This window comes from Nitrosospira sp. Nsp14, from assembly GCF_900113575.1.
GTDB lineage: Bacteria > Pseudomonadota > Gammaproteobacteria > Burkholderiales > Nitrosomonadaceae > Nitrosospira.
Genome location: NZ_FOPV01000002.1, coordinates 1 through 25149 on the forward strand (window position 1 = coordinate 1; position 25149 = coordinate 25149).

Below are 25149 nucleotides of genomic sequence, written 5' to 3' on the forward strand. Positions count from 1 at the left end.
GCTGTTATCCTGAGCCGCAGCCCATTGTGCGATGGCTGGCCATTCGCTTCCGATACGATCAAGCTTGAGTACGTTACACAACATGGCAATTCGTTCCTGCTGCAGGTTCATGCCCGAGCCTCCAGCAATGCGTTATAGACCGACAAGGGATGTTGCAGGCTCTCAACGGGTATTGGCTGCAAATGCCTTGGGCTAACAGGGGCAATGGTCCGGCCGGGCTCGGGCAATGGCAGCAGAGCATGGCGTTCCAGAGTCATGCGCCGGTCTGGGCGCTCTCCCGTGGTGCCATGTAGGCGGGTGTTGGCCACTTCCGTTAACCAACGCCCAACATGCGCGTTGGCCGCTTCTACATCCAGGCGCAGTCCCGCCTGGCGCAGCGTCGCGGCCAGGGGCACACAGAAGCTGCCCTTCAGATAACCGTTGAAACGTTCAACCTTGCCCTTGGTCTTGGCTCGGTAGGGACGGCATAAGCGCGGGGTAAAGCCATAGGTGTCGGCCAATGCCAGCATCTGGCCATGCCAGCGGTGCCGGCCTTCTCCATAGGCATCCCGCTCGATCACAACTGTTCCGGCATTATCAAACAAGACATGCTCGGGAACGCCACCAAAATATCCAAATGCCCGCTCAAGACAGGCGCACAGCGTATCGGCACGTTCATTGCTGGTAAAGCAAACCCAGCTGGCCCGGCTGTAACCCAATGTGGCGACAAATGCCAATAAGGGATCGCGACCGCGGCGAATGTGAGTGAAGTCGACCTGCATCTGTTTGCCGGGCGCCGTCTCGAATCGAACCACCGGCTCCAATTTTGTCTGCCGATGGAGCTTAAGAAATTCCTTAAGCTGCGTTATACCGCCAGGATAGCCACGCTCTTTTATCTCTCGAAGCAACACTACCGCCGGAATCCAGTGCGGCCGTGCGGCATCGATCCGTTCCAGCAAATAATCCTTGTACGGATCAAGCTTGGTCGGGCGCGCCAGCCTCGGTCCATACCGCCCGGCGCCCGCCTCCCGTAGATAACGCCGGACCGTATTGCGCGAGCACCTCAGCTCACGCGCCATCTCGCGAATTCCAGCACCTCGCCGCATCAATACCTTGATTTCCACTGCTTCCTCCTGAGTCAACATAATCGGCAGCCAAAAAGCCACCATATTCGCCCAGGTGGGTCAGTTTTACTCCGGCTCAGTGGGTCAGTATTACAGCGGCGCTAACAGTTACTTTTCGGAATTCTTTCATTTTTATGCAGTGGTCGGTTGTGGCCATGACGTATGACCGGCCAGCGCTTGAGCGTCGAGTCCTAGCCTTTTAGCATCGGTCAGTGCCTTGGCTCGAATGTCGTGAAGGGTGAAACGCTCTCCGCCTGACTCTGCCCATTTCACTTGTACGCGGTTCCACATCGCTTTGAATCCAGCAATGTACAGACTGAGGGATACAGCCTTGGACGAGGTTTTCCTGAAGATGAATACGGAGCCGCAGCGCACGGATGGAGTACGTCAGGATCCCAGTGAGGGCTTCTTTAGCCGAAATGGGCGGCCACAGCCGACACGAGGTGTACCCTCATTGTAATGGAATTAAGTGCCCAATGAGAGTTACAACCAAACTAGTATGACCGATAGTATCATCGCTAGTATCAGGGACATACATCCGCGCAGAAGGAGTTTGCCCAGCTTCGTAGTAAAAGGTGGTTTGAGCACTCAAGTGACGGGCGGCTTTGTAAGGCTTCGTCACGAATAGTGTTCCGTTACCTCCTTCCAAAATCACAACGGGTATTGTGGGACTTAATTGGGCAGAAACGTGCGTAATAACCAACCGCTGTCCCTTCGGTACTTCTGCATAACGTAAAACACATTGAGGTGCACAGGTTGACAAGTCTGCAATAGATTGCTCGACCTGATACGGGGTCACGCTAATATTCACTGTACTGTGAACGTTAACCGGGTTTGTTTTTCCATCGGTTACAAGTACCTGTGAGGCTTGCTGTGCGAATGCGTCGGTGCCTAATAACCAAAAAGCTTGGATTGAGAGTATGCTTACTGCAATACCCACTCTCTTTGCAGCTACTTGCAGGATTTTCATAATCACCTCGTTTGTTCAGAATCCTTCCACCATAAGTGCGGGAGCGGAAACTGTCTTCTTATTATCACTATAGGAGAATAGTTGAGGTTTATAACACGTAACGGGTTTCAGTCCCAACACGCTCTTTGTTTACTTTCTTTGTGTACAGAGCAGAAATTAAGACATTAGGCCTACGGTGATGCAACCACAATTAGGAAAATTATGAGGCACCCACATCTGATACTTACGCCATCCCTAAAACCCGCATCAAATATGGTTGTTAACTATAGCCCTCATCAGCCACCCGAAGTGCTTGTTATTACCAATGGTCGTACCCAGCTTAAGGGTCGTGGTGCATCGACTGCCCGGCCGTTTGTCACTTACGTTCCTGGTGACGCCATCTCCCTTCAGCGACGAGGCGATCCGTGGTGCGTACGGTTCACCTCCCATTTGTCATGTTCCCAAACTTCGTAAGGCACATGGGTGCCGAAGTAAGTTTAACTGCCCCCTTCCCTCATGAGCCATCTATCTTGCGTCATTCTCCAGTACGTTGAGTACATCCGCTGCTAACCCCTCGTGCGCGGATAGGGGGATTGGTAGACCGAACGCGATTTTAAATTTTAGCCGTCGGCAATCTTTTCTTGTCGTCCAGCGCTCCCGCTTAATCCTCCTGAAAGCAGGTTAAATACGCTTGCCAAACTTTCCCGCGCTAGCCGAAGTTCCCAATTCAGAATTTTTGGCGGTTTGTGTTAGGTAACGTACAGACTAGCGTCTTGGGGGAAGCCAATACTCTTGGGAACAATCTAAAAAAATAAAAACCAGACCAGCAGATCAAGGTTGAAATGCTTGTAGCAGCTTAGGCGCGTAGCGAGTTTAAACCCGATACAGCCACGTTGAATCCCCCCCACTAGGTATGCAGGAGTTACAGGAGTTATGGCAGATCCAACGGTGCCCGCTATTCAGTATATGAAATTAAGTTGTAACAACCGCATGATACGTTAGTACATCGGTAAACTAGCACATGATACGTTATTACACGTCCAACATCTGCACAGCCCGGGTAGAAACTTCCCATATTGCATATCCGGTGCATCGGGGGAAGAGCAATAAGTGTAGATGCTTTGTAATCATTAGGCCATTGGGGCAATTTACTCAGACTAAGGCTCGATAAGTGGACTTCCGGTATTAACGTGAGATCTCGTCACATACGCATATCTAGAACGGTGAGTGAACACCGTTAACCGTGCCGGTTGTCGTGAGGGTCCGTATGAGGCAGCGGTGTTGGGTACGGTTTGTACCTCCCGGGGCCTGGTTTAGGCGACTGTCAATTTACTGTTTTGCTGTTCAAGCTATCTTTTAAGTGACATTTGAATCAATGGGCCCGTTCTCATCACTTTCCTCAGATCATCTTCAGCGCTACTTTCGTATCATTCAGGAAGGAGTTGCTGTGCGCCGGCATTTTGACCTGTTGAAATGGCTTCAGGGAGAAATGCAGCACTATCTGCCGCATGAAATCATGCTGGTTGCTTGGGGGGATTTTAGCTCCGACGTTATACGATACGATATTGTCTCTGCATTACCAGGAGTCAGAACAGCGCATTCCGAACCGGCTGGTCTTTCTCCCTTGGTCCGTGGGCTCTATAATCGTTGGGTTGACGTAGGAAGAACGCCATTGATATCGAGTGTCGATGAAATCGGTATTCTTCCTGAGTATAATGCCCTGCAATGCTCATTTGGCAGGGCCTTGCATGGCATGCGTTCATACGGCTTGCACGGCATCAGCGATAAACGGGGGCGTGACGAATGTCTTTATGTAATGTTCAGCTCGCAAGACAAACTCAACGATGCGACACTCAGCACAATAGAGATTCTGCTGCCCTATCTTGATTCTGCCTTGCGTCGGGTTGCACCTCTGCCGAGTTCTTCTTTTCAGGTACCATATCTGCCCAGTTCACGAGGCTGTGAAGACTTTAGACTGAGTGAGCGCGAAGCGGAAATCATGGATTGGGTAAGGAAGGGAAAAACCAACGCCGAGATCGGAAGCATCCTGTGCATAAGTTCATATACCGTGAAAAATCACTTGCATCAAATTTTCAGGAAGCTCGACGTGTATAACCGGATGCAAGCTGTTTCCAAGATAGAGCGGAGTCCGAGTCATGGCTGAAGCAAATCCGACATTTTCCGCTTCCACGGTTCCCTCTGGCCATTCGAAAGCGCCGCTCGGCAACAACATGTTGAGCGCCGTCGAGGCTATCCTCGATCCCGCCGCTCTTACGCTGTCGCTATGGGCGGTTAGCGCGAGCATTGAAGGAGTACTGCTTCCACCCTACCTGATTCTGGCAGTTATCGTGTTCTCGATTACTTTCCCAGGCACCTCGCGTCTGCAATCCAGCATCAGGGGAGTAATCTTCGATGTCTTGTACAGTTGGTTTTGGGTCGTATTGCTACTGCTGTTTCTTGGTTTTGCGACAGGATATATTGCCGAATTTTCCAGCCAAACCTTAACGACATGGCTTTGGGTCGCGCCCTTGAGCCAGATCGGCGCACACTTGGCACTACGCACTGCTGCGCCTTTCCTGCTGATGCTCCAAGGCCCGCCACAGCGCGCGATCATCGTGGGCATGAATGAACAGGGGGTCGCGCTCGCAAGCCGCATCCAGGAGACACGCTATTCCAAGATCGAGTTATCTGGCTATTTCGACGATCGGAATCCAAGCAGATTATATGAGACCGCGCATGGGCAATTGCTGGGACGGTTGCGCGAACTTCCCTATTTCGTAAAGGAAAACCGAATACAGTACATTTATCTGTCATTGCCCATGGCCTCCCAGCCACGTATTCTCCATGTGCTTGACGAGCTGAAAGACACGACGGCCTCGATCTATTTTGTACCCGACATGTTCATTACCGACCTTATTCAGGGACGGAGCGGAACCGTTTGCGGTACCCCCGTCATTTCCGTTTGCGAATCGCCCTTTACTGGCTCAAATGGGCTGATCAAGCGGGCGAGCGATATTGTTCTATCACTGCTCATCCTGACTTTGATCTCCCCACTTCTGTTTCTCATCGCCCTCGCTGTAAAATTCGATTCGCCCGGTCCTGTTATTTTCAAGCAGCGGCGCTACGGTCTTGATGGAGAAGAGATCCTTGTCTACAAGTTTCGATCGATGCGAGTATGCGAGGATGGCGACACGATCCGTCAAGCGCAGAAGGATGACAATCGGGTAACACGCATCGGGGCTTTTCTGCGAAAAAATTCATTGGATGAGTTGCCTCAGTTTGTGAACGTCCTTCAGGGCTGCATGAGCATCGTCGGGCCAAGGCCTCATGCCGTGGCGCACAATGAGATCTACCGTAACCTGATAAAGGGCTACATGATTCGCCACAAGGTCAAACCGGGAATAACCGGCTGGGCTCAGGTCAACGGTTACCGGGGCGAAACGCGCACGCTGGACAAAATGCAGGCGCGTATCGATCATGACCTCGATTATTTGCGCAACTGGTCATTGCGCCTCGATTTGCATATTATCGTAAAAACCGTCCTGATCGTGTTGCGGGATAGAGCGGCTTATTGATGAATTCCTGAACAAGATGTTGGCGGGGCACTTTCGCAAAAGTGGGAGTCATAAGCGTGTCCCTGGGTGGATGAACACGTGCGGACACGGCGACGACTGAGCCACAAATGAGCGTGCAGTACTGTTTGGTAAAACTTTGTCAAAGATGGCAGGACGCGGGCTACAATCCCGGTTACGATATAGAACTTGCCAAGCGAGTGGACGCGAGAGCAGCGGGAATAAGGCCGGACAAGAGGGTCCCGCGACTCGTGATGGCCCGTAAGAACTATTGTTCAAAAAGGTTATGAGGTGATACCGTTGTGACACCGGCGCGCGGGGAACTGAAAATACATAATGAAAATAACATTGCTGCTGAATGGCTCCTATTTTAGTCGCCGTTGGCTTGGAATCGCTGCTCTCGTATGCCTGTCGCTGTTCGCCCAATATGCTGTGGCTGATGCTGGGGACACATTCAACCTGACGGGGGGCACAACTTTTCTTTACGATAGTAATGTGTTTCGGCTCTCACCCACTGTTCCTCCATTGTTGTTTACGGGAAGAGATACTACGTCCGATCTCATAATTACTACGACGGGTGCGCTAAGTGTGAACAAGCATTATTCAATGCAGCGTTTCGAGGTCAATGGCAGTCTCGTCGACAATCGCTACCACAATTTTGATTACCTCAACTTTCTGGGGAAAAACGGCACGGCTACCTGGCATTGGTATGTTACCCCCTATTTATATGGCAAATTAACGGGGAACCACCGGGAGGCGCTCAACAACTTTGCTGATCTTACAGGCTTCGCTAACTCCACCAACCGCAATTTACGTACCGATAATAATGCTCGTTTTGACGCCGTTTTGGAGCTTGATGGCGCATGGCGCCTTATTGGGGGAGTAAGCTATGACGTGCGTACGAATAGCCGGCTGACTGTGCAGGATTTCGATAACACGGTTCTCTCCGTAGAGGGCGGACTCCGTTATGCCTTCCCTTCGGGGAGTTCGCTTACCTATAAGGTCAGACAGGGGTATGGAGAATTCTATAAAAGAGACCAACCCCTTCCCGCTCAGCTTTTCGACAATCAGTTTGACGAGCGAGAGCATGAGTTACGGCTTATGTGGCCGGTTACTGGAAAGACGTCGATCGACGCACGCGTCGGGCATTTCGCGCGCCATCATGCTCACTTCCCGCAGCGGGATTTTGATGGCTTTGTCGGTAATTTCAACCTTAACTGGGCTGTTACCGGCCAGACGCGCATAACGGCGGGCTGGGCGCGCGATCTCTTCAACTTTCAGGTTGCACCGGGGCAATTTCAGAATTCCCCTTTTTTCGACCCGTTTTCTGCTAGCTTCGCGTCTGCAAACCGCGTGTTCTTTGCGCCTGTATGGCAGATAACGGAAAAGGTTGCGTTGCGCCTGCGTTACGACTATAGCTTGCGCGATTATCTGGGAGCAGTCGAGATGGTACCCGGCGGAAGTCGTACCGATACCCAGCACTCGGGACTGATCGCACTGGACTGGCAGCCGCTGCGGGCGGTGTTTCTAAGCGGTGCCCTGCAGAGAGACCACCGTTCGTCCGACCATAGAGGCTTCGATTTCGACGCCTCATCGGCGAGCGTTTCGGCAAGACTCAATTTTTAGCGCTTAGTCGGGACAACTGGATGAACGGGAAAACAAGCGAAAAACTAAAGGTGATATGTGCTGTATAGACGCCGCAAAAACCGGTTATTTTTTATCAAGCTGAGTCAGCCAACCGGTTCATTGACGACATTTATTATCTCGTGTATATCACAAAACGGGGAAAGGCAGCTTTGCTAGGGACGGAGCGTCTAACACATAATTTCACATAATCGAAGGCATAAATGCGGATCATCGGTAACAATATAATTTCTATAATACTCGTTCCATCGGTTGCGCTAGCGATCGCCGGTTGCGGTAACAAAGACGCCGAAAAGCCAAAACCCGCCACCCAGATCGCTGCTAAAGTCAATTCGGGCGAAATTTCGGTTCACCAGCTCAACTATGTGTTGACGCGGACTCCCGGAGCTGGTGCGGTGAGTCCCGAAATGGCGCCCAAGGTCCGCCGCGAGGTTCTCGATCGCCTGGTGGATCAGGAGCTTGCAGTCGAGAAAGCAATTGAAAAAAAACTTGATCGTTCACCGGAAGTGCTTCTTGCTCTTGAGAATGCGCGCCGCGAGATTCTCGCCCGAGCTTACGTCGAGCAGATCACTGCGGGTGCGCCTAAGCCAACTATTGAAGAAGCAAAAAAATATTACGCCGAAAACCCTCCGCTTTTTGCGGAGCGCCGGATCTATAACATCCAGGAACTCGTATTGCCGGCAGCGGCCGGAGTTGCTGTTGAGTTGCGCGGAATGGTCGACGCCGGTAAGTCAATGGAAGAGATTGCCAACTGGCTTAAGGGTAAGGGTATAAAGTTTGCTGCCGGTACCGCTACGCGATCAGCTGAACAGATTCCGCTTGAGCTGTTGCCGAAGATACATCCGCTTAAAACCGGACAGAGCCTTATTCTGGAGGGCCCTCAGACGGTTACGGTGATGAGGCTGGCTGGAGCACAATCGGCCCCGGTATCGGAAGAGGCTGCATTGCCCCGTATTCAGCAGTTCCTCGGTAACCAGCGCGCCGCCGAAACGGCTAAGCAGGAACTCAAGACCCTGAAGACCAATGCAAAAATCACCTACATGGGGGAGTTCGCGGACGATAGCAAGCCACAGACCGCGGCCAAGCCGATCGTGCCTGAGGCAAAGGATCCGGGTATAACAACATCGAACGCGGCCGGTGCCGGTGTCGTGGTCGAGAGAGGTGTGGCCGGTTTAAAGTGAAACTATCCAACTATTATAATCTATAAAGGAAATTTGACATCCATGACTCAAGTTTTGATGCGGATACTCGCTCTTTTCTTTACCCTGTTCGCGACGACGGTCTTTGCGGAAACCAATCATGATTATCCGCTCGGGCCGGGGGATGTGCTGCGCATTCAGGTTTTTCAGAACCCTGATCTCACTACGGAAACGCGGGTGTCCGAGACCGGGTTAATAACTTATCCCCTGATAGGCAACGTTGAAGTCGGTGGCCTGCCTATCACCGCTGCAGAAAAAAAGATTGCTGCCGCGCTCAAGAACGGCGGTTTCGTTCGGCAACCACAGGTCAATATCATCGTACTGCAAATGCGCGGGAATCAGGTGAGCGTACTCGGCCAGGTTAGCCGTCCGGGGCGATTTCCGCTTGAAACCCTCAGTCGTGTCAGTGACATGTTGGCGATGGCCGGAGGAGCCACCCCGACGGGGGATGACTCGGCCATTGTCATAGGCCTACGAGATGGGAAGCCCTTTCGCCAGGTTATCGATATTCCCGGACTCTACCTTGGGGAGAAGTCGGAACAGGATATCATTCTCTCTGGCGGAGACGTAATCTACGTCCACCGTGCACCCGTTTTTTATATCTATGGTGAAGCTCAGCGCCCCGGTGCTTATCGTATCGAACGCGGGATGACTATTATGCAGGCTCTGGCCCAGGGCGGCGGGCACACGGTTCGAGGTAGTGAATGGCGGTTGCGCCTTCACCGCAAGAATGCCGATGGTGTGGTCGAGAAACTTTCGCCCGAGATGACCGATACGGTACAGCCAAACGACATCATTTACGTGCGGGAAAGTATTTTCTAATATCACCTAGGAATTCATGACTCTCTCACAATTTCTACGTATCCTTCAGGCGCGCTATAAGGTAGTGCTTCTTACGTTGCTTCTGATCGCGAGTACGACCCTGGTAGTAAGCCTGGTTCTGCCAAAGGAATACACGGCCTATACAGCGGTGGTGGTCGACGTTAAGTCGCCAGATCCTCTTGTAGGCATGGTGCTGCCCGGATCGCTGACTCCAGGATATATGGCAACGCAAATCGATATCATAAACAGCGACCGCGTGGCCCACCGCGTCGTCAAACTGTTGCGTATGGATGAAAGCCCGGCTATCCGCGAGCAGTGGATTGAAGCAACTGAAGGTGAAGGCGATATTGTAGTGTGGCTTGCTGAGCTGTTGAAGAAGAAGCTTTATGTTAAGCCGTCACGCGATAGTAATGTCATTAACATCGAGTTCAGCGGTTCAGACCAGAGCTTTGCTGCCGTCGTGGCCAATACCTTTGCGCAGGCATATATAGACGTTAACCTCGAGCTCAAAGTCGAGCCGGCACGTCAACACTCGGGCTGGTTTGACGATCAGACCAAAGCTCTCCGGGACAAGCTTGAAAAAGCACGGCAGGCACTGTCTTCCTATCAGCAGGAAACTGGTATTGTCGCTACCGATGAGCGACTTGACTACGAAGTGGCGAAGCTCAACGAGCTATCAACACAGCTTACCGTCGTTCAAGGACAAACCTCCGACAGCAGCAGCAAACGTAGATCCGCAGAGGATCCGGCGACACTGGCTGAGGTAATGCAAAACCCCTTAATCAATAGCCTGAAATCGGATATCGCGCGCATTGAGGCGAAGCTTCAGGAAAGCAGCGTCAATCTCGGCAAAAACCATCCGCAGACACAGCGGACACAGTCGGAACTCGCGTCACTTAGGAACAGACTGGCTAGCGAGACGCGGCACATCCACAATAGCATCAGTACTTCCTACGCAGTGGGCAAACATAAAGAGGAAGATCTGCGAGAAGCGATCGAAAGGCAAAAAAAGCACGTACTTGAACTGAACAAGCAGCGCGACCAGATTAGCGTATTGCAGCGTGACGTTGAGGTCGCCCAGCGTAACTTTGAGGCCGTGAGCCAGCGGTTTGCTCAAACTAGGCTCGAGAGCCTCGCGGTTCAAACGAATATCTCGGTATTAAATCCGGCTTCAATCCCAACAGAACATTCGCGCCCCCGAATTTTGCTCAATATGCTGATCTCGCTGTTCCTCGGTCCACTGCTCGGAGTAGGTATTGCGTTGATGCTTGAACTTCTCAATCGTCGTGTACGCTCTGTGGAGGATTTGATCGAAGTAATCGAGCTTCCGGTACTTGCCACCATTTCATCTGCCGGACGAACTGCCCCCCGTAAACCTACGCGCAAGCTTTTTCATCGCCGACTACCCATGCGGGCGATAGGCACGGAAGTCACCGAACACTGAGCGGAATAAAATTATGAAACCAGTTACAGGTACTTTCTCGAGTATAAAACGGCATCCCGCTGCGGCCTCCGCGGAGCCCCATATCTACGGCAAGACGCCCGCTGGCGCTGGCAGTCATAGCTCAATCGGAACTATTCTCGTTGATAGCGGGCGCCTGTCCGCGGAAAACGCGGAACGTATCCTGCGGTTGCAAACAGAGCAGGATAAGCGATTTGGGGATGTCGGAATCAAACTGGGATTGCTCACGGAAGAGGACATCCGCTTCGCTCTTTCGCGTCAGTTCGACTATCTTTATCTTCCGCAAAGCGACACCAGCCTGAGCCATGATCTGGTGTCCGCTTATGAACCCTTCAGCCCAGTGGTGGAGAAGCTACGTGCGCTGCGCGGTCAGCTGATGTTGCGCTGGTTCAATGCCGAGACGCGGCGCAACGCGCTTGCCATTGTTAGTCCGGGCAAGAACGAAGGGCGGAGCTTTATCGCAGCAAATCTTGCAATCGTATTCTCGCAACTGGGGGAGCGCACTCTGCTCATCGATGCTGATCTACGAAACCCACGCCAGCATAGGTTATTCAAGCTGGGGCAGGGCGGGGGTCTGTCAGGCATGCTGGCGGGTCGAAACGGTACAGAGGCGATTGTGCGAATTCCTCCACTTCCTGGACTTTCTGTATTGCCGGCGGGGGCGGTACCTCCCAATCCGCAAGAGCTGATAGGCCGCCCTATTTTTGCCGATCTGTTACAGACGCTCGTCCAGGAATTTGACATCGTTATTATCGATACCCCGGCCGCCAGCAATTACGCTGAGGCCCTGACGATCGCTGTCGGCACGTCGGCGGCTCTCATACTCGCCCGCAAGAATCGCAGCTCCGCAACCGACCTCGGTAGCCTGACTCGCAGTCTTGAGCAAACCCGCACGACACTCGTGGGTTCGGTATTGAACGATTTTAACTAAAGGTCGATACGCTCGGGATTAAGAGCGTGCGGCAGAGTCAATTACGCCCACCTCCGGCTTGGGGTGCCTCTCACTTGAACAGGTCCTGTTACGGTTGGTTGAAATATGAGTATCAATACACCGACTACATTCAACAGAAGCGCGGCCCCATCGGAAGGATGGCGCAGGCAGCTACTCGTCTGGTTGCCCATCGCTGCCGGGTTGGTTGTGCTTTACTTACCGAGTCTGGTGGACTTGTTCCGAGGTGTCTGGAGTACCGATCAGCAAGCGCACGGTCCCATTGTACTGGGCATCGCCTGCTGGCTTATTTACCGGAAATGGCCGGACATGGTGCGCTCGAGCGATGGTCAGGCGGGCGCGACCGTCGCCGGATGGTCGGTCTTTATCTTCGCTCTGCTACTTTATGTCATCGGCCGTTCCCAGGATATTCTGCTTTTTGAGATTGGGTCGGTCGTTTGGCTGTTTTCCGGAATACTGCTACTCATCCGAGGTCCACGCGCTCTTAAAGCACAGTGGTTCCCGCTTTTCTTCATGCTTTTCATGATTCCACTGCCCGGTCCGTTGGTCGATTTATTGACGATGCCGATGAAGATGGCGGTTTCTTATGTAGCCGAGAACATACTTTTCTGGTTTGACTACCCGATCGCTCGAACCGGCGTTATCCTGCAAATCGGGCAGTATAAGCTCCTGGTTGCAGATGCATGCGCGGGTTTGCATACACTTTTCACGCTGGAAGCGCTGGGCTTGCTCTACCTCAACATAGTGCGACACGACTCTGTCTTGCGCAATATCGCACTGGCAATCCTGATCGTGCCAATATCCTTTACTGCAAACGTCATTCGCGTAATCGTGTTGACGTTGATCACCTACCATTTCGGCGACGAGGCCGGACAAGGATTTCTCCACGGCTTTGCGGGCATGGTACTTTTCCTCAGTGCGTTGCTTTTGATTATCGGGGTAGATTCGCTCCTGCAACTGGGTATCCGGTTGCGTTATCAAGGTCGGCCTATCAGCCGCGGCGCCTAAGACCATGAAAGTCTGGGCTAAAAACCTTATTCTTCTCGTTCTTATGCTTGCGGCCTCGGGGCTCGCCCTGGCTTTGCGCCCCACACACAAGATCGCTGCACATGCGCCTGCAATTGACCTCGAGACAATAATTCCTCGCGCCTTTGGCGATTGGCGCGCAGAAAAGGAAAATACAGTAGCAATGGTCGACCCGCAGCAGCAGGAGCTGATCGACAAGATCTATACCCAAACACTCAGCCGTACCTACGTAAACCCTTCCGGCTATCGAATCATGCTCGCGATAGCCTACGGAGATGACCAACGAGATGCCATGCAATTGCACTACCCCGAAGTTTGCTACCCAGCACAGGGTTTTTCGCTGAAAGGCAAAGAAAAGGGAACTGTACTTACGGAAAACGGAATAATTCCAGTAACACGCATACAAACCAACCTCGGTCAGCGGAACGAACCGGTTACATATTGGACGACAGTGGGCGATCAGGTGTTCCGCGGTGGGATCGAGAAGAAGCTTGTCGAGATTGGGTATGGCCTGAACGGACAAATTCCTGATGGCATGCTGATCAGGATTTCCTCCATAGACCCTGAATCACCTCACGCATTCACAATGCAGGCGCAATTCGCTGATCAGATGCTGCGAGCACTAGCACCCACATATAGACAAAAGTTAAATGGCAACCTCTAACTCGACTAAATCAGAAAGAAAAACCGCACTTATAACGGGCATTACTGGGCAGGATGGTGCTTACCTTGCCCAATTTCTGCTGAAGAAAGGATATGTTGTCCATGGCATCAAGCGGCGCACGTCGCTTTTCAATACTGACCGAATCGACCACCTTTATCAGGACCCGCATGTCTCAGAGCGTAATTTCGTTCTTCATTATGGCGATTTGACCGATTCGACCAATCTAATCCGCATCATTCAACAGGTGCAACCAGACGAAATATATAATTTGGCAGCGATGAGCCACGTTGCGGTGAGCTTCGATACACCTGAATATACGGCGAATGCGGATGGCATAGGCACGTTGCGTATACTCGAAGCAATCCGAATTCTCGGTTTGGAGCATAAAACGCGTTTTTACCAGGCCAGCACATCAGAACTATATGGACTAGTGCAACAAGTTCCTCAACGGGAAACCACACCATTCTATCCGCGGAGCCCTTATGCAGTGGCGAAGCTCTACGGCTATTGGATTACTGTCAACTACCGAGAGGCCTACGGCTTGTATGCCTGTAACGGGATCCTCTTCAATCATGAGAGCCCCATTCGAGGCGAAACGTTCGTAACTCGTAAGATTACTCGCGCACTTGCCCGAATCAAACTGGGTCTTCAGGATTGCCTCTACCTCGGTAATCTAGATGCGTTACGCGACTGGGGACACGCGAGGGATTATGTAGAGATGCAATGGCTGATGCTTCAACAGGATCAAGCCGAGGACTTTGTTATTGCCACTGGCGTTCAATATAGCGTGCGCGACTTTGTGAATGCAGCGGCCGAAGAGCTTGATATGCATATGAATTGGAGCGGTGAAGGTATCGACGAAATCGGGACGGTTAGCTCAGACCCGGGGAATCAAGCGTCAGGCGTTATTGTCCGTGTCGATCCGCGTTATTTTCGTCCTACAGAGGTTGAAACCCTTCTTGGAGATCCATCCAAGGCAAAAGAAAAATTGGGTTGGGTTCCAACGACCAGTTTTAGCGAGCTCGTCAGGGAGATGGTGCGTGAGGATCTTAAGAGCGCTAAACGGGATGAACTCGTCAAGAAGCACGGGTTTGCAGCTTACGATTACCACGAGTAGGCGGTGCAATGGATAAGAACGGCAAAATATATGTTGCTGGCCATCGTGGCCTCGTCGGATCGGCGCTCATGCGCAACCTTAAAGCAAAAGGATGGACCAATCTTTTAACGTGCACACATGACGAACTAGACCTCACCGATCAGCATGCCGTCGAGACCTTTTTTACACGACACAAGCCCGACTATGTTTTCTTGGCGGCTGCAAAGGTCGGAGGTATTTACGCCAATAACGCTTACCCAGCCGAGTTTATCCATGACAACCTCGCTATCCAGACCAATATCATTCACGAGGCTTACCGTCACGGCGTAAAGCGATTGATGTTTCTAGGTTCGAGTTGCATTTACCCTAAGCTTGCCCCTCAACCGATGAGGGAGGAATATCTTCTCACTGGTCCGCTTGAAGCGACTAATAGACCTTACGCGATAGCCAAGATAGCTGGTGTGGAAATGTGTTGGAGCTACAATCGCCAATACGGTACTCAATATCTGGCTGCGATGCCAAGTAATCTATATGGCCCCGGTGATAACTATCATCCCGAAAATTCACACGTCATTCCCGCGCTGATTCGCAAATTCCACGAGGCTAAAGTGAGCGGCAGCGCTGTTGTTTCCGTCTGGGGCACGGGGACTCCGAGACGCGAATTCGTTTATAGCGATGATATGGCAGATGCATGTATATATCTGATGAGTCTGCCGGAGTCGAAATTTGCCAGTTTGCTCGGTAGTGACGAAGCACAGACAGGCTATTTCGAGCCGCCGCTCGTAAACGTTGGCGTGGGCGAGGACATTACCATTCGCGATTTAGCTATAATGATTCGCAAGGTCATTGGTTTTAAGGGGGAACTGGTTTTCGACACCAGCAAACCGGACGGCACCCCGAGAAAGCTGATGGATACCACTCGCCTCAATAGCATGGGCTGGTGTGCGCGCACACCATTGGCCCAGGGGCTGGCCGTTGCATATCGGGAGTTTGTCGACACACTTATTTCTGCCCAGTGAGCTGCAAGCCGGCCGCGGGAACCCGCCGATGAAAGATCTCGGCAGCCGGAGTCTTACAGCATTATTTTGGGGTACCGGGGGTTCCATCGCGAGGATGATCCTCCAATTAGGAACCCAAGTGGTCTTGGCGCGCATCTTGGGACCGGTTGAGTTTGGGCTCTTCGCACTCGGCGTGCTCGTCGTCGGAATCAGTACATACTTCTCTGATATCGGTCTAGCTTATGCCCTAATCCAGAAGAAATCGGTAAATGCGAATGATATACGTTTCGTCTGGACATGGCAGTGTTTTCTAGGGCTCTTGGTATCCGGTGCTATTTTTTTTAGTGCCAGCCTACTTGCAACTTTTTTTGCCAAGCCCGAAGCGGAGTATATATTTCGCTGGCTCTCCCTAGTCATTCTGATCAATGCCGTAACTGCGGTTTCGATCAACCTATTAAAGAAAGAACTTAATTACAAATCATTACAGATCGCACAATTGTCCAGTTACTTTCTTGGATATGTCTGTGTGGGCATTCCGTTAGCAGCTGCGGGATATGGCGGCGGATCACTAGTCGCTTCCTGGCTTATTCAATCAGGAGTTAATCTTGTTATTCTATATTTTCAGGTTCGGCATCCGCTCACTCTCCGATTCTGGATCCCTGATGGCGCAAAAATGCTGGGCTATGGTTTGACAGTTCTGGGAACCAATCTCGTCAACTGGGTATTGAACGGCGCGGACAAGATATTGGTAGGCAGAATCTTCCCAGCCTACACGGTTGGCCTATACACCACAGCATTTAATTTGGTAAATTCACCATCCTCTGCTCTATATGGAAACCTTCAATCGGTAGTCTTTTCCGCGTGCGCCAGGCTACAGGATAACCACGACGCTTTGCGGGAAGTTTTTCTGCGTTTGCTCTCGGTAATTACCTTGGTTAGCTTTCCATTATTTGTCATCGTAGGAATTGGCAGTGAATTTGTTATAACGGCCTTTTACGGACCCGCGTGGCTTGAGGCTGCGCGATTTTTGACGCCTTTCGCGTTAGTAATGCCTTTTTTGCTGGTGTGGGGCATCTCGACGCCAATCCTCTGGAATTCGGGGCGCACGAGACTGGAGCTATGGCTGCAACTTCCGATGGTATTTTTATGGTCGGCTGTGCTCTACGCTGTAGCAAATTCGCCAGCTGAGACGGTAGCCGTTGTGGCAGCTTTCTTATTTGCCGCACGCTGCATTACCATGGTTCTTGCGGTTGGAAGTGTCATCAAAATCTCCCTGTGGTCTCTTCTTCGAGCCATACGGGGTGGAATTTTACTTACTCTGATTATGGTGGTTGTTTCGGTTGCTCTAAAGGTGGGAATAGCTGACCTTGATATTAATGCACAAGCGCGACTCCTTCTCATGCTCGGGACGGGCGTCAGTGCGTATCTGATAAGTTTCTTTCTGCTTGCCTCTATACTTTTAGATGCACCGCTTGCCGCTTACATTGCGCAATTCAACGATCGGTTGCCGCGTTGGGCCAAGCCCATCGCTAGGTATTTATTAAGAAACCGAAAAAAATGATCGAACAGATCTTCGGGTATTCAATCTATCTCGGCCTGGCTTTAACCCTGGCGGCAGCGTCCACTCTAGGGCTTGGGCTAATGCTGCACGCAGGAACCCGTGTTCGTAAAGAGCCTCTCCCTCTACTTTTTGTGGGAATCGTTGCAGCGATAATGGCACCGCCGATCGCAACTGGCCGATTTATCTCTGCCGGAATGGGGGTAAGTGAAGCTTCCCTTCAGGATATCGGCGCCTCCTTCTGGATCAATCGTATCATTACACTGGGAATTCTGCTGTTGTGCGCTGAGCGCCTGGTACGTTTCATTGCGCGTCGTGAATGGACGCATACCCATAGCTGGCTACTTTTCTGGGCATTTGTTGCCTTCGCTCTAACACATCAAATTCTCAACGGGTTCCTTGGCGCCTTTCCATCTCTTGAACATAAAGCGTTCTATGCGTTCTTGCTTTATTTCAGCGTATTCCTTGTTGCTCAAAGCCAACCGGAGCGATGCTTTCTTTTTGTACGAGCAACTTTGCTGTTTTTTTTCGCATGCTCCGCCGTTGCCGCAATACTAATTCCGACGGTGGTTATCGATAAAGGATACGCTGGCGGCATATTAGGCATTCCAATTCGCTACTACGGCCTAGCAACGCACGCTAACACCCTGGGACCGCTGGCCGTCGTGTTCATGATCTGCCTCTGGCGCTTCCCATTTGATTCGCGGTTGATCAACCTTTTTTCTTGGGCTCTCGCATTCATTTCGCTCTTTCTGTCCCAATCAAAAACCACCATTGCCGCCGCTCTAGTGATAGCAGTTTTTCTCGCACTTTATCGTTATCGTAGCCGGCTTCTTGAGTCGTCCAAGGGGAGAGGTGCTGGTCTTTTTATCGCAATCATAGCTTGTAGTTGCTTTTTACTTGCTGCGGCAATTTCTGTAACCTGGCTTGGAGCCGACTCGGCGGAAAGATGGGTTAACCGGTTAGATTTGGCCAAAAGTGGGCAACTCACAACATTAACAGGGCGCACGAAGATTTGGTTTTTAGCCTGGGAGGAGTTCCTGGCCAGTCCGTGGTTTGGGCACGGGCCCTCAATCTGGGGGGATTATTACCGATTTATGATAGGGATAAAGACAGCCACCAGTGCCCATAATCAACTTCTACAGTCGTTGAGTAGTGCTGGTATATTGGGCTTGGCAGGCCTGCTTTTTTACTCATTAGTGCTGGCCGTCTATGCGGTGCGGGCGGCACCCTTATCCGGCGGAATATCTGTCGCGCTCGTGGGCCTAATGTTCTTAAGAGGTTTTCTCGAAGCTCCCTTTACCTCCTCCAATGCCATTACATCCGATTTTTTCGCCCACTTGCTGGCACTAGCAGCCTGCGTTGGTTTTCTACCTCCAAAACAGCTTTCAACAACGTTAAGTAAATTAGAACAGCCCAGACCTAGGACGAGCTGGGTACGCTATTCGGACGGATACTCTGCTAGAAAGAACGTGACATGAACGCACCTTGTGACAAGCGCGACGCGACAAGAAATCAATTTGAAGGAAGTAACGTTCGCATTGGCTTTCTCTTTTCGGTTTGGAGTTGCGGCACCCCAGTCGTGTAGGCTAATTCAACTAAGTAGGCCATTTTTTTTATGAAGTTTTCGATTATTACAGTTTGCCGTAACAGCGAAAGAGTTCTTCACAACGCAATGGAGTCATTATCTACTCAGCATTACAAAGACTACGAATGGGTAGTAATCGATGGCGCTTCTACTGACGGCACCCTACAAATTGTTCAATCCTTCTCTTCCGCACCGCTGTTAGTCGTTAGCGAGCCGGACCACGGCATCTATGACGCGATGAATAAAGGCGTCGCCAAGGCTCGGGGGGATTATGTTTTCTTCCTGAACTCGGATGACGCCTTATACGACGAAAACGTGCTTCAGGACGTAAGCGACTGGCTTGACCGCAATCCAGCTGTCGATCTCGTATATGGCAGCGTTGTCAACGTCAGAGCCGACGGTGACTGGCTTCGTGATTTCGGTCACGTAGATAAATACAACATCATTGAGGATGGCATTTGTCATCAGGCTATATTTGCCAGGAGGCTTCTTTTTACCGATGTCGGGTTGTTTGATCCCCGTTTCAAGTTAAACGCGGATTACGACTGGATAATTCGTGTATTTCGCTCCGGCGGGTGCTGTGCATATATGAATCGAAGCCTGGCATTCTTTTCGGATGGGGGAGCCCACACGCTCGATAGGTCATATCTGGCGAAGGAGCGAGAAGCGGTTCGCCGTCAGTACATAGGAAAGCACTGGCTAACCCTGCGTTTACTCCGAGCGCGTTTTCTAAATCGACTCCACAGAATAATTAAAGGCCATGCTCCGGGATTCGTGCGAATGACCGCGCGTCATCCAAGATGATTGGGACTCCAAGCATAAACCCTAAAACGCGATTAAAGTTGCGTTCCCGTCGTCCATTTCCGGTGGGGAAGAACAGTTGCGATACCGGACGGTTAGCTGTAAGTGTGTGTATCTGTACATACCGACGGCCATACCTATTGGCGGAGCTTCTGGATAGCCTTGCCGAGCAGAACTTCCGAGAACCGTTCGAAATAATTGTCGTGGATAATGATGCCGCGGGTAGCGCGGTTACCACCGTGGACAATACAAAAATGCGCCACCCTGAGCTCAATATTATATATTCAGTCGAGCTTCAAAAAGGGATTTCATTTGCGCGCAATACAGCGGTATCTCTTGCCCGTGGAGATTTTTTGGCATGGATTGACGACGACGAAACTGCCGCTGAAAGCTGGCTAATGTCGCTTTGGGCGACGCGATTAATAAACGATGTGGATGCCGTATTTGGCCCGGTAATTCCGGTTTTTCCTCGGGGTTCGCGTGTCTGGCCCGCGCGCAGCGGCTTATTCGAGCGTCCGCGGCATTCAACTGGAACAAAAATCGACCCGCGAGAAGCTCGCACCGGCAACGCTCTTGTTAAAGCAAGCTGGCTCTGCAACGTCGCTTCTCCTTTCGACCCAAAACTTGCAAATTGCGGGGGCGAGGACTACGATTTCTTCGCCCGCATCGCGGATCAGGGTGCCCGGTTTGAATGGTGTGACGAAGCAGAAGTGTTCGAAATGGTCCCTTTCGAGCGCCAACGGCTCGCCTGGATTTTAGAGCGCCGACTTCGCGCATCCACCTACTACTGGCGCAGCCGTTCTGCATCCAGAGTTCGGATGGTCATAAGAGCATCGGCTGGCGGCGTGGCGTGTATCGTTTTTGCCTTTGCCGGGGTCATCATGGCTCCTTTTGCCTTTCATCGAGCGGTAAGGTTGTGGTGTCTCGCCATGAATGGCTTGGGCCGAGCCGTCGCTATCAGCGGGGTTCAGTGGAAGGGATATTAGTATGATACGGATTTTCTTACAAATAGACGGGTAAAGTCGTGTGACAGCGGTAAAAATATATCGACAATTACCGCGTCAGTCCCGGTTTTTTGCGTTATCTCGTCGGATTTGCCAGCTTTGCAGTCGCAACATTCTTCATGACGCTTCAATCTCAATCGAAATTAGTTGGCTTGAGTAATAAGCTCAGGAGCGATGACTTAATTAGGAAGCCGCTGCTAACAGTTTGCGGCGAATGGCAGCACGGGCATGATCGAGGCGCCTGTAAGGACCATGATGAGCTAGGTGCCAATATGAGAAGATTCGCATTGTTCCATCAGTGGATTTTGGAAGGCTAAGAGGCATTCAACCTTGCAGTGGGCGAGTAAAACGTTAAGACTTAATGCCGCCTGTTCGAGAACAGAACGCCAAAGGTGAAGCCTGCCGTCCGACAGATAGATCAAGACTTATATTTAATACGATGAAGAAAGTTGTTATTTTCCAGGATAGATTACTACATTACCGCCTAAACCTTTTTCAGAGGCTGCGCGAGGCGTGTTCTATGCGCGGTATCGAATTGTGCCTAGTCCATGGCCAAGCTTCGCGTCGCGAGCTCACCAGAAAGGACGAAGGTACGTTGCCCTGGACTTACAAAATAACCAATCGATACTGGGAAATCGGTAAGCGGGATATTATCTGGCAATCGTTTCCGATAGCATTATTAAAAGATGCGGACCTGGCGGTGTTAATGCAGGAAAACCGCAACCTTTCCAATTATCGGGTATTGCTGAGTCGAATATATTCTTCCTGCAAGGTTGCGTACTGGGGTCACGGGAAGAATTTTCAGAGTGATGCTCCGACCGGATTGCGTGAGAAGTGGAAGGAGTTTTTGCTGACTCGAGTAGATTGGTGGTTCGCTTACACAGATGTAACGGTTGATATTCTCCGCGAGGCAGGATATGCGGAGGAGCGTATTACCTGCCTCGATAATTCAATTGATAACGATGGTTTCAATAACGATCTAGCGTCCGTATCAGAGAAGCGTTTGAATGAGTTGCGAACCGAAATCGGGGCTGGGGATGAGACGAAGATCGGTTTGTTCTGCGGCTCACTCTACTCGGATAAGCGCCTCGCCTACATGGTGGAGGCAGCCGATCAGATACGTAGGGCGCTACCTGATTTTCGATTGCTTGTAATTGGAGATGGACCAAGTGCAAGCGAAATGAGAGCTGCGGCGGAATCACGGCCATGGTTAAAGTGTCTCGGTGTGCGCAGAGGGCTGGAAAAGGCCGAATATTTTCGACTCGCTGATATCTGCTTTAATCCGGGAGCGGTTGGATTGCATGTACTTGATGCCTTTTGTGCTGGTATTCCAATGGCTACCACAGTTGATGCCCGACACGGCCCGGAGATCGCTTACTTAAAAGATGGGCAAAACGGCATCATCACCGAAGGCGGCCCCGAGAATTATGCGGAACGAATCATCAAGCTCTTGTCTACTCCTGCCGAGTATCAACGTTTATGTTTGGGTGCCAGAGAGGGGGCTGAGCGATATACGCTTAATAACATGGTTGATCGCTTTGTTGATGGAATAGAAAAATGCTTAATGCTCCCGAAATAAAGGAAACCCTCTACACCGAACTCGCATGTGTTGAACAAGCGGATTGATTCAGTGATCTGACGTGCGTATTGCACTAAATGGTTCCGCAGGTTGAAGCGAGCCAAAATACAGTAGCGTGCCCATCAGTAATCCCTATCAACTTGTGGGCTTGTAACCGCGTCTCTAGAAGATTCGATGCCTATACATGTAACGTGCCCTTCAATGACTTACATGTTCCAGTCAATCAGGTATCTGGCCAAAAACTTATCCCAGGCCTTGATCTGATAGAGGTTCCGAAAGACCCAGAGGAGGAAGAGAAATTCACTGGAATAAATTAACTGGAGCACGTCATGAAAAAATATACTGCGATTCTGCTGCTCGTCTCTGCGATTTTATGGGTGGTGCCTCATAAAGAAGCAAATGCAACAGAGACGGTCCCAATAGAGTTTTTCGGACTAATGATTCATCGTGCTGATCAAGGTACGGCTTGGCCCGGGGTGCGCTTTGGTAGTTGGAGACTTTGGGATGCTTACGTTAATTGGGAACAACTTGAACCCAAGCGGGGCGAATGGGATTTTTCGCGGTTGGATCGTTATGTTGCTATGGCCAAGCAGCATAACGTGGACCTTCTGCTGCCTCTAGCTAACACTCCGCAATGGGCGGCAGCGCGACCTAATGATCCAAGCGGCTATAAGCCAGGTAACTCCAGCGAACCCGCTAACATCGAAGACTGGCGCCGATATGTCAGGACGGTTGGGGAACGTTACAAAGGACGTATTCACAACTACCAGATTTGGAACGAACCTAACGCTAAACTTTTTTATACGGGAAGTCCTGCCAAGCTGGTTGAGCTAACATGTGAAGCATTTCGAATACTGAAGTCCATCGATCCCCAGAACCGGATTGTTTCGGCAGGCTCCACTCCAGGGGCAAAAGACCACCTTGGCTATTTGGATAACTTTCTTGCGTTAGGAGGGAAAGACTGTATCGATGTTGTGGGTCATCATTTTTATGTTCCACATTCCGGCCCCGAGGCAATGGTGCCCCTAATCCGAGGAGTCCGTGGCGTGATGAAAAAAAATGGCATCCACCAAAAGCCGCTCTGGAGCACGGAAGCCGGTTGGTGGATCGCCAATGGCGATGGCACCCCAGATCATCGGTATGTTACAAAGGGTGGCTGGAAAAAGGTGTCGTTACAAGACGCAGGTGAATACGCCGTTCGGGCTTTTATACTGACAAGAGCTGAAGGTGTGGAGCGCTTCTTCTGGTATTCATGGGACAGTCCGTACGGACTTAGCTTGACTGAGCCTACTTCTAAAAAACCAAAGCAGGCTTTGGCAGAGAATTGGAATAACACAGTCGAGAGACTCGTTGGCTCAACCATACCCGTTTGCTCTCAAACTGGCAAGACCTGGCGTTGTAGCTTTATTCGAAAAGACGGCGCTAAAGTGGAAGACTCCTGGTCGGTTGAATAACTTTAGTCTTGGTATAAAGCAATGATCAACGGCCTTACAGCTATACTACGGCATCTCTATACTCGATATAAGACACTTGGAAAAGGCCGCTATCTGAGCTATGGTAAAGACCTTCATATCGGCAAGGGCACCTCTCTTTGGGCGCCCAAAGTGCTGCGCATCGGTAACAATGTTCATATTGGTAAGCATGTGCACATCGAAGCCAACGCTGAAATCGGAGACTACTGCCTAGTTGCGAACCAGGTCGCAATTGTCGGACGCCATGATCATGATTTTTCGGCGATTGGATTCCCTATTCGCTACACCCCCTGGATAGGAAGTGAACGCTTTCCAAGCCGCTTCAGCGACGAGATAGCTATTATTGAGAGTGATGTGTGGCTGGGCTATGGTGCCATCATACTCACGGGTGTAAAAATCGGAAAAGGGGCAATTGTGGCTGCGGGCTCTACGGTGACTAGAGATGTTGCCAGCTACTCAATCGTCGCTGGATCGCCCGCTCGAGTCATTGGCAAACGGTTTGAGAGTATGGAGGCGGTCGCGGCCCATGAAATGGCTATAGCTAAGGGGCGCTTTCGGTTTTCCGAACGAGGTTTCGATTTCTGCGAAATTGTTCCCGCATACGAGCGTTCGATTCAAGAACCAAGAACCACGAAGGAGCAATGACAAATATGATAGAAGACGAATTTTCCTTCTAACCTATCGATGGATAGGCCGGGGCGCGCCGTTCTTTTGCTCGGGAACGCACTATCGTAGCTGGTGCGAACTTGAAGTATATGTTAGGAGTTTATTCTGCTTTTGAGCCGTGACGAAATCGGACTCGACTGGCTGAACAGCCATGTAGTTCGTAAAGGTAGTAGTGCCCAGAAGTACGTCTTTTATGGCCTTATAAGGGATCGAAGCTGTTTGAACGCGCACAACATACCTTTCCTATGGAGTCGGAATGCTATCTCCTCAATCACAAAAAATATTATTAATTTTAAATGTCCTGGCGAAAAGAATAGTCAAGGAAAGTTTCGGTTTTTTTGGGTTTGAGCTATCGCGTTATAAAGGACCAAGCCCTCTATTACATCATAAAATAGACTTGCTTTTCGACGTGGGGGCTAATATTGGACAATACGCTTTGTTATCGAGAGGAGAAGGTTACGCAGGGAAAATAATTTCCTTCGAACCCTTATCCATGGCTTATTCCGTCCTCGCCGAAACGGCTAAGTCTGACCGCTTATGGGTAGTTCATGAAAGATGCGCTATCGGTTCCACAAATGGAGAAATAGAGATAAATGTTGCGGGTAATTCTTACAGCTCATCAATTTTGCCGATGCTCCGGGCGCACTCAGATGTGGCACCTCAATCAGCGTATACCGGGAAAGATTCGGCTAAGATTGTCACCCTTGATTCGATTTTTTACGATTATCGAACGACAAGAGAAAAAGTGTTTTTGAAGATAGATACTCAAGGGTTTGAAAGAGCGGTTTTGGAAGGAGCAAAAAATTGCCTCCGAGATATCCACGCGATCCAGCTTGAGCTAAGCCTTATTGCATTGTATGAGGGGCAGGAGCTCTATGAGTATTTCTTTTCGTACTTGAAAGATGCTGGATTTGAGATCTGGTCACTTGTTCCTGGCTTCTCGGATTCACGGACTGGGCAGTCGCTTCAATTTGATGCGGTTTTTGTCCGACCCTAA

Annotated in this window: 21 protein-coding genes; 19 read left to right on the top strand and 2 right to left on the bottom strand. The window is 50.8% G+C overall.

Going from position 1 to position 25149, the window contains the following annotated elements; translation table 11 throughout:
* Positions 1-107 precede the first annotated feature (107 nt).
* Together istA and BM022_RS01440 are read right to left on the bottom strand one after the other, a co-directional pair.
* On the bottom strand, positions 108-1124 hold the full coding sequence (gene istA / locus BM022_RS01435) for an IS21 family transposase (protein WP_091136538.1): 1017 nt from the start codon (positions 1122-1124) through the stop codon (positions 108-110).
* A 430-nt stretch (positions 1125-1554) separates the two neighbouring features.
* Complete coding sequence (locus BM022_RS01440) at positions 1555-2073, bottom strand: hypothetical protein (RefSeq protein WP_091136142.1); 519 nt, start codon at positions 2071-2073, stop codon at positions 1555-1557.
* A gap of 1354 nt (positions 2074-3427) precedes the next feature.
* Here BM022_RS01440 and epsA point away from each other — a divergent pair.
* The 19 genes from epsA to BM022_RS01535 all read left to right on the top strand — a co-directional run bounded on the left by epsA (position 3428) and on the right by BM022_RS01535 (position 25149).
* The gene (gene epsA / locus BM022_RS01445; protein ID WP_091136143.1) at positions 3428-4216 is read left to right on the top strand and encodes an XrtB/PEP-CTERM-associated transcriptional regulator EpsA; all 789 of its coding nucleotides are present in this window, start codon (positions 3428-3430) and stop codon (positions 4214-4216) included.
* 67 nt (positions 4217-4283) lie between these two features.
* Complete coding sequence (locus BM022_RS01450; protein WP_371264285.1) at positions 4284-5627, top strand: undecaprenyl-phosphate glucose phosphotransferase; 1344 nt, start codon at positions 4284-4286, stop codon at positions 5625-5627.
* A 333-nt stretch (positions 5628-5960) separates the two neighbouring features.
* Positions 5961-7250 (top strand): XrtB/PEP-CTERM-associated polysaccharide biosynthesis outer membrane protein EpsL, encoded by a 1290-nt coding sequence (gene epsL / locus BM022_RS01455; RefSeq protein WP_091136149.1) that lies wholly within the window; start codon positions 5961-5963, stop codon positions 7248-7250.
* Between the two features lie 221 nt (positions 7251-7471).
* Positions 7472-8449: an EpsD family peptidyl-prolyl cis-trans isomerase gene (locus BM022_RS01460; RefSeq protein ID WP_091136152.1), complete on the top strand. Its 978-nt coding sequence runs from the start codon at positions 7472-7474 to the stop codon at positions 8447-8449.
* Between the two features lie 42 nt (positions 8450-8491).
* Entirely contained in the window at positions 8492-9289 is a 798-nt protein-coding gene (gene epsE, locus BM022_RS01465) for a polysaccharide export protein EpsE (protein WP_091136153.1), read from the top strand.
* Positions 9290-9305: 16 nt separating this feature from the next.
* Positions 9306-10733, top strand: coding sequence for a chain length determinant protein EpsF (gene epsF / locus BM022_RS01470; protein ID WP_091136156.1), 1428 nt, complete (start codon positions 9306-9308; stop codon positions 10731-10733).
* A gap of 13 nt (positions 10734-10746) precedes the next feature.
* Positions 10747-11682: a chain length determinant protein tyrosine kinase EpsG gene (gene epsG, locus BM022_RS01475; RefSeq protein WP_091136159.1), complete on the top strand. Its 936-nt coding sequence runs from the start codon at positions 10747-10749 to the stop codon at positions 11680-11682.
* Positions 11683-11787: 105 nt separating this feature from the next.
* Entirely contained in the window at positions 11788-12708 is a 921-nt protein-coding gene (gene xrtB, locus BM022_RS01480; protein ID WP_091136160.1) for an exosortase B, read from the top strand.
* A gap of 4 nt (positions 12709-12712) precedes the next feature.
* Positions 12713-13390, top strand: a complete 678-nt coding sequence (gene epsI, locus BM022_RS01485; protein ID WP_091136162.1) for an exosortase-associated protein EpsI, B-type — start codon at positions 12713-12715, stop codon at positions 13388-13390.
* A complete protein-coding gene (gene gmd, locus BM022_RS01490) occupies positions 13377-14507 on the top strand; it encodes a GDP-mannose 4,6-dehydratase (RefSeq protein WP_091136163.1) in 1131 nt (376 codons plus the stop codon). Before epsI ends, gmd begins: the two co-directional genes overlap by 14 nt.
* Positions 14508-14515: 8 nt before the next feature.
* Positions 14516-15505, top strand: coding sequence for a GDP-L-fucose synthase family protein (locus BM022_RS01495; protein WP_091136166.1), 990 nt, complete (start codon positions 14516-14518; stop codon positions 15503-15505).
* A 28-nt stretch (positions 15506-15533) separates the two neighbouring features.
* Positions 15534-17045 carry a lipopolysaccharide biosynthesis protein gene (locus BM022_RS01500; RefSeq protein WP_091136167.1) on the top strand — a complete coding sequence of 504 codons (1512 nt, stop codon included), beginning with the start codon at positions 15534-15536 and terminating at the stop codon, positions 17043-17045.
* Positions 17042-18523, top strand: a complete 1482-nt coding sequence (locus tag BM022_RS01505; RefSeq protein ID WP_091136169.1) for an O-antigen ligase family protein — start codon at positions 17042-17044, stop codon at positions 18521-18523. Before BM022_RS01500 ends, BM022_RS01505 begins: the two co-directional genes overlap by 4 nt.
* A gap of 137 nt (positions 18524-18660) precedes the next feature.
* Positions 18661-19434: a glycosyltransferase family 2 protein gene (locus tag BM022_RS01510; protein ID WP_091136171.1), complete on the top strand. Its 774-nt coding sequence runs from the start codon at positions 18661-18663 to the stop codon at positions 19432-19434.
* Entirely contained in the window at positions 19431-20417 is a 987-nt protein-coding gene (locus tag BM022_RS01515; RefSeq protein WP_091136173.1) for a glycosyltransferase family 2 protein, read from the top strand. The genes BM022_RS01510 and BM022_RS01515 overlap by 4 nt, the downstream gene beginning before the upstream one ends.
* 538 nt (positions 20418-20955) lie before the next feature.
* On the top strand, positions 20956-22014 hold the full coding sequence (locus BM022_RS01520; protein ID WP_177191596.1) for a glycosyltransferase family 4 protein: 1059 nt from the start codon (positions 20956-20958) through the stop codon (positions 22012-22014).
* Between the two features lie 329 nt (positions 22015-22343).
* Complete coding sequence (locus BM022_RS01525) at positions 22344-23468, top strand: endo-1,4-beta-xylanase (protein WP_091136179.1); 1125 nt, start codon at positions 22344-22346, stop codon at positions 23466-23468.
* A gap of 21 nt (positions 23469-23489) precedes the next feature.
* Positions 23490-24131: a CatB-related O-acetyltransferase gene (locus BM022_RS15665; RefSeq protein WP_091136180.1), complete on the top strand. Its 642-nt coding sequence runs from the start codon at positions 23490-23492 to the stop codon at positions 24129-24131.
* Positions 24132-24408: 277 nt separating this feature from the next.
* Positions 24409-25149 carry an FkbM family methyltransferase gene (locus BM022_RS01535; RefSeq protein WP_091136183.1) on the top strand — a complete coding sequence of 247 codons (741 nt, stop codon included), beginning with the start codon at positions 24409-24411 and terminating at the stop codon, positions 25147-25149.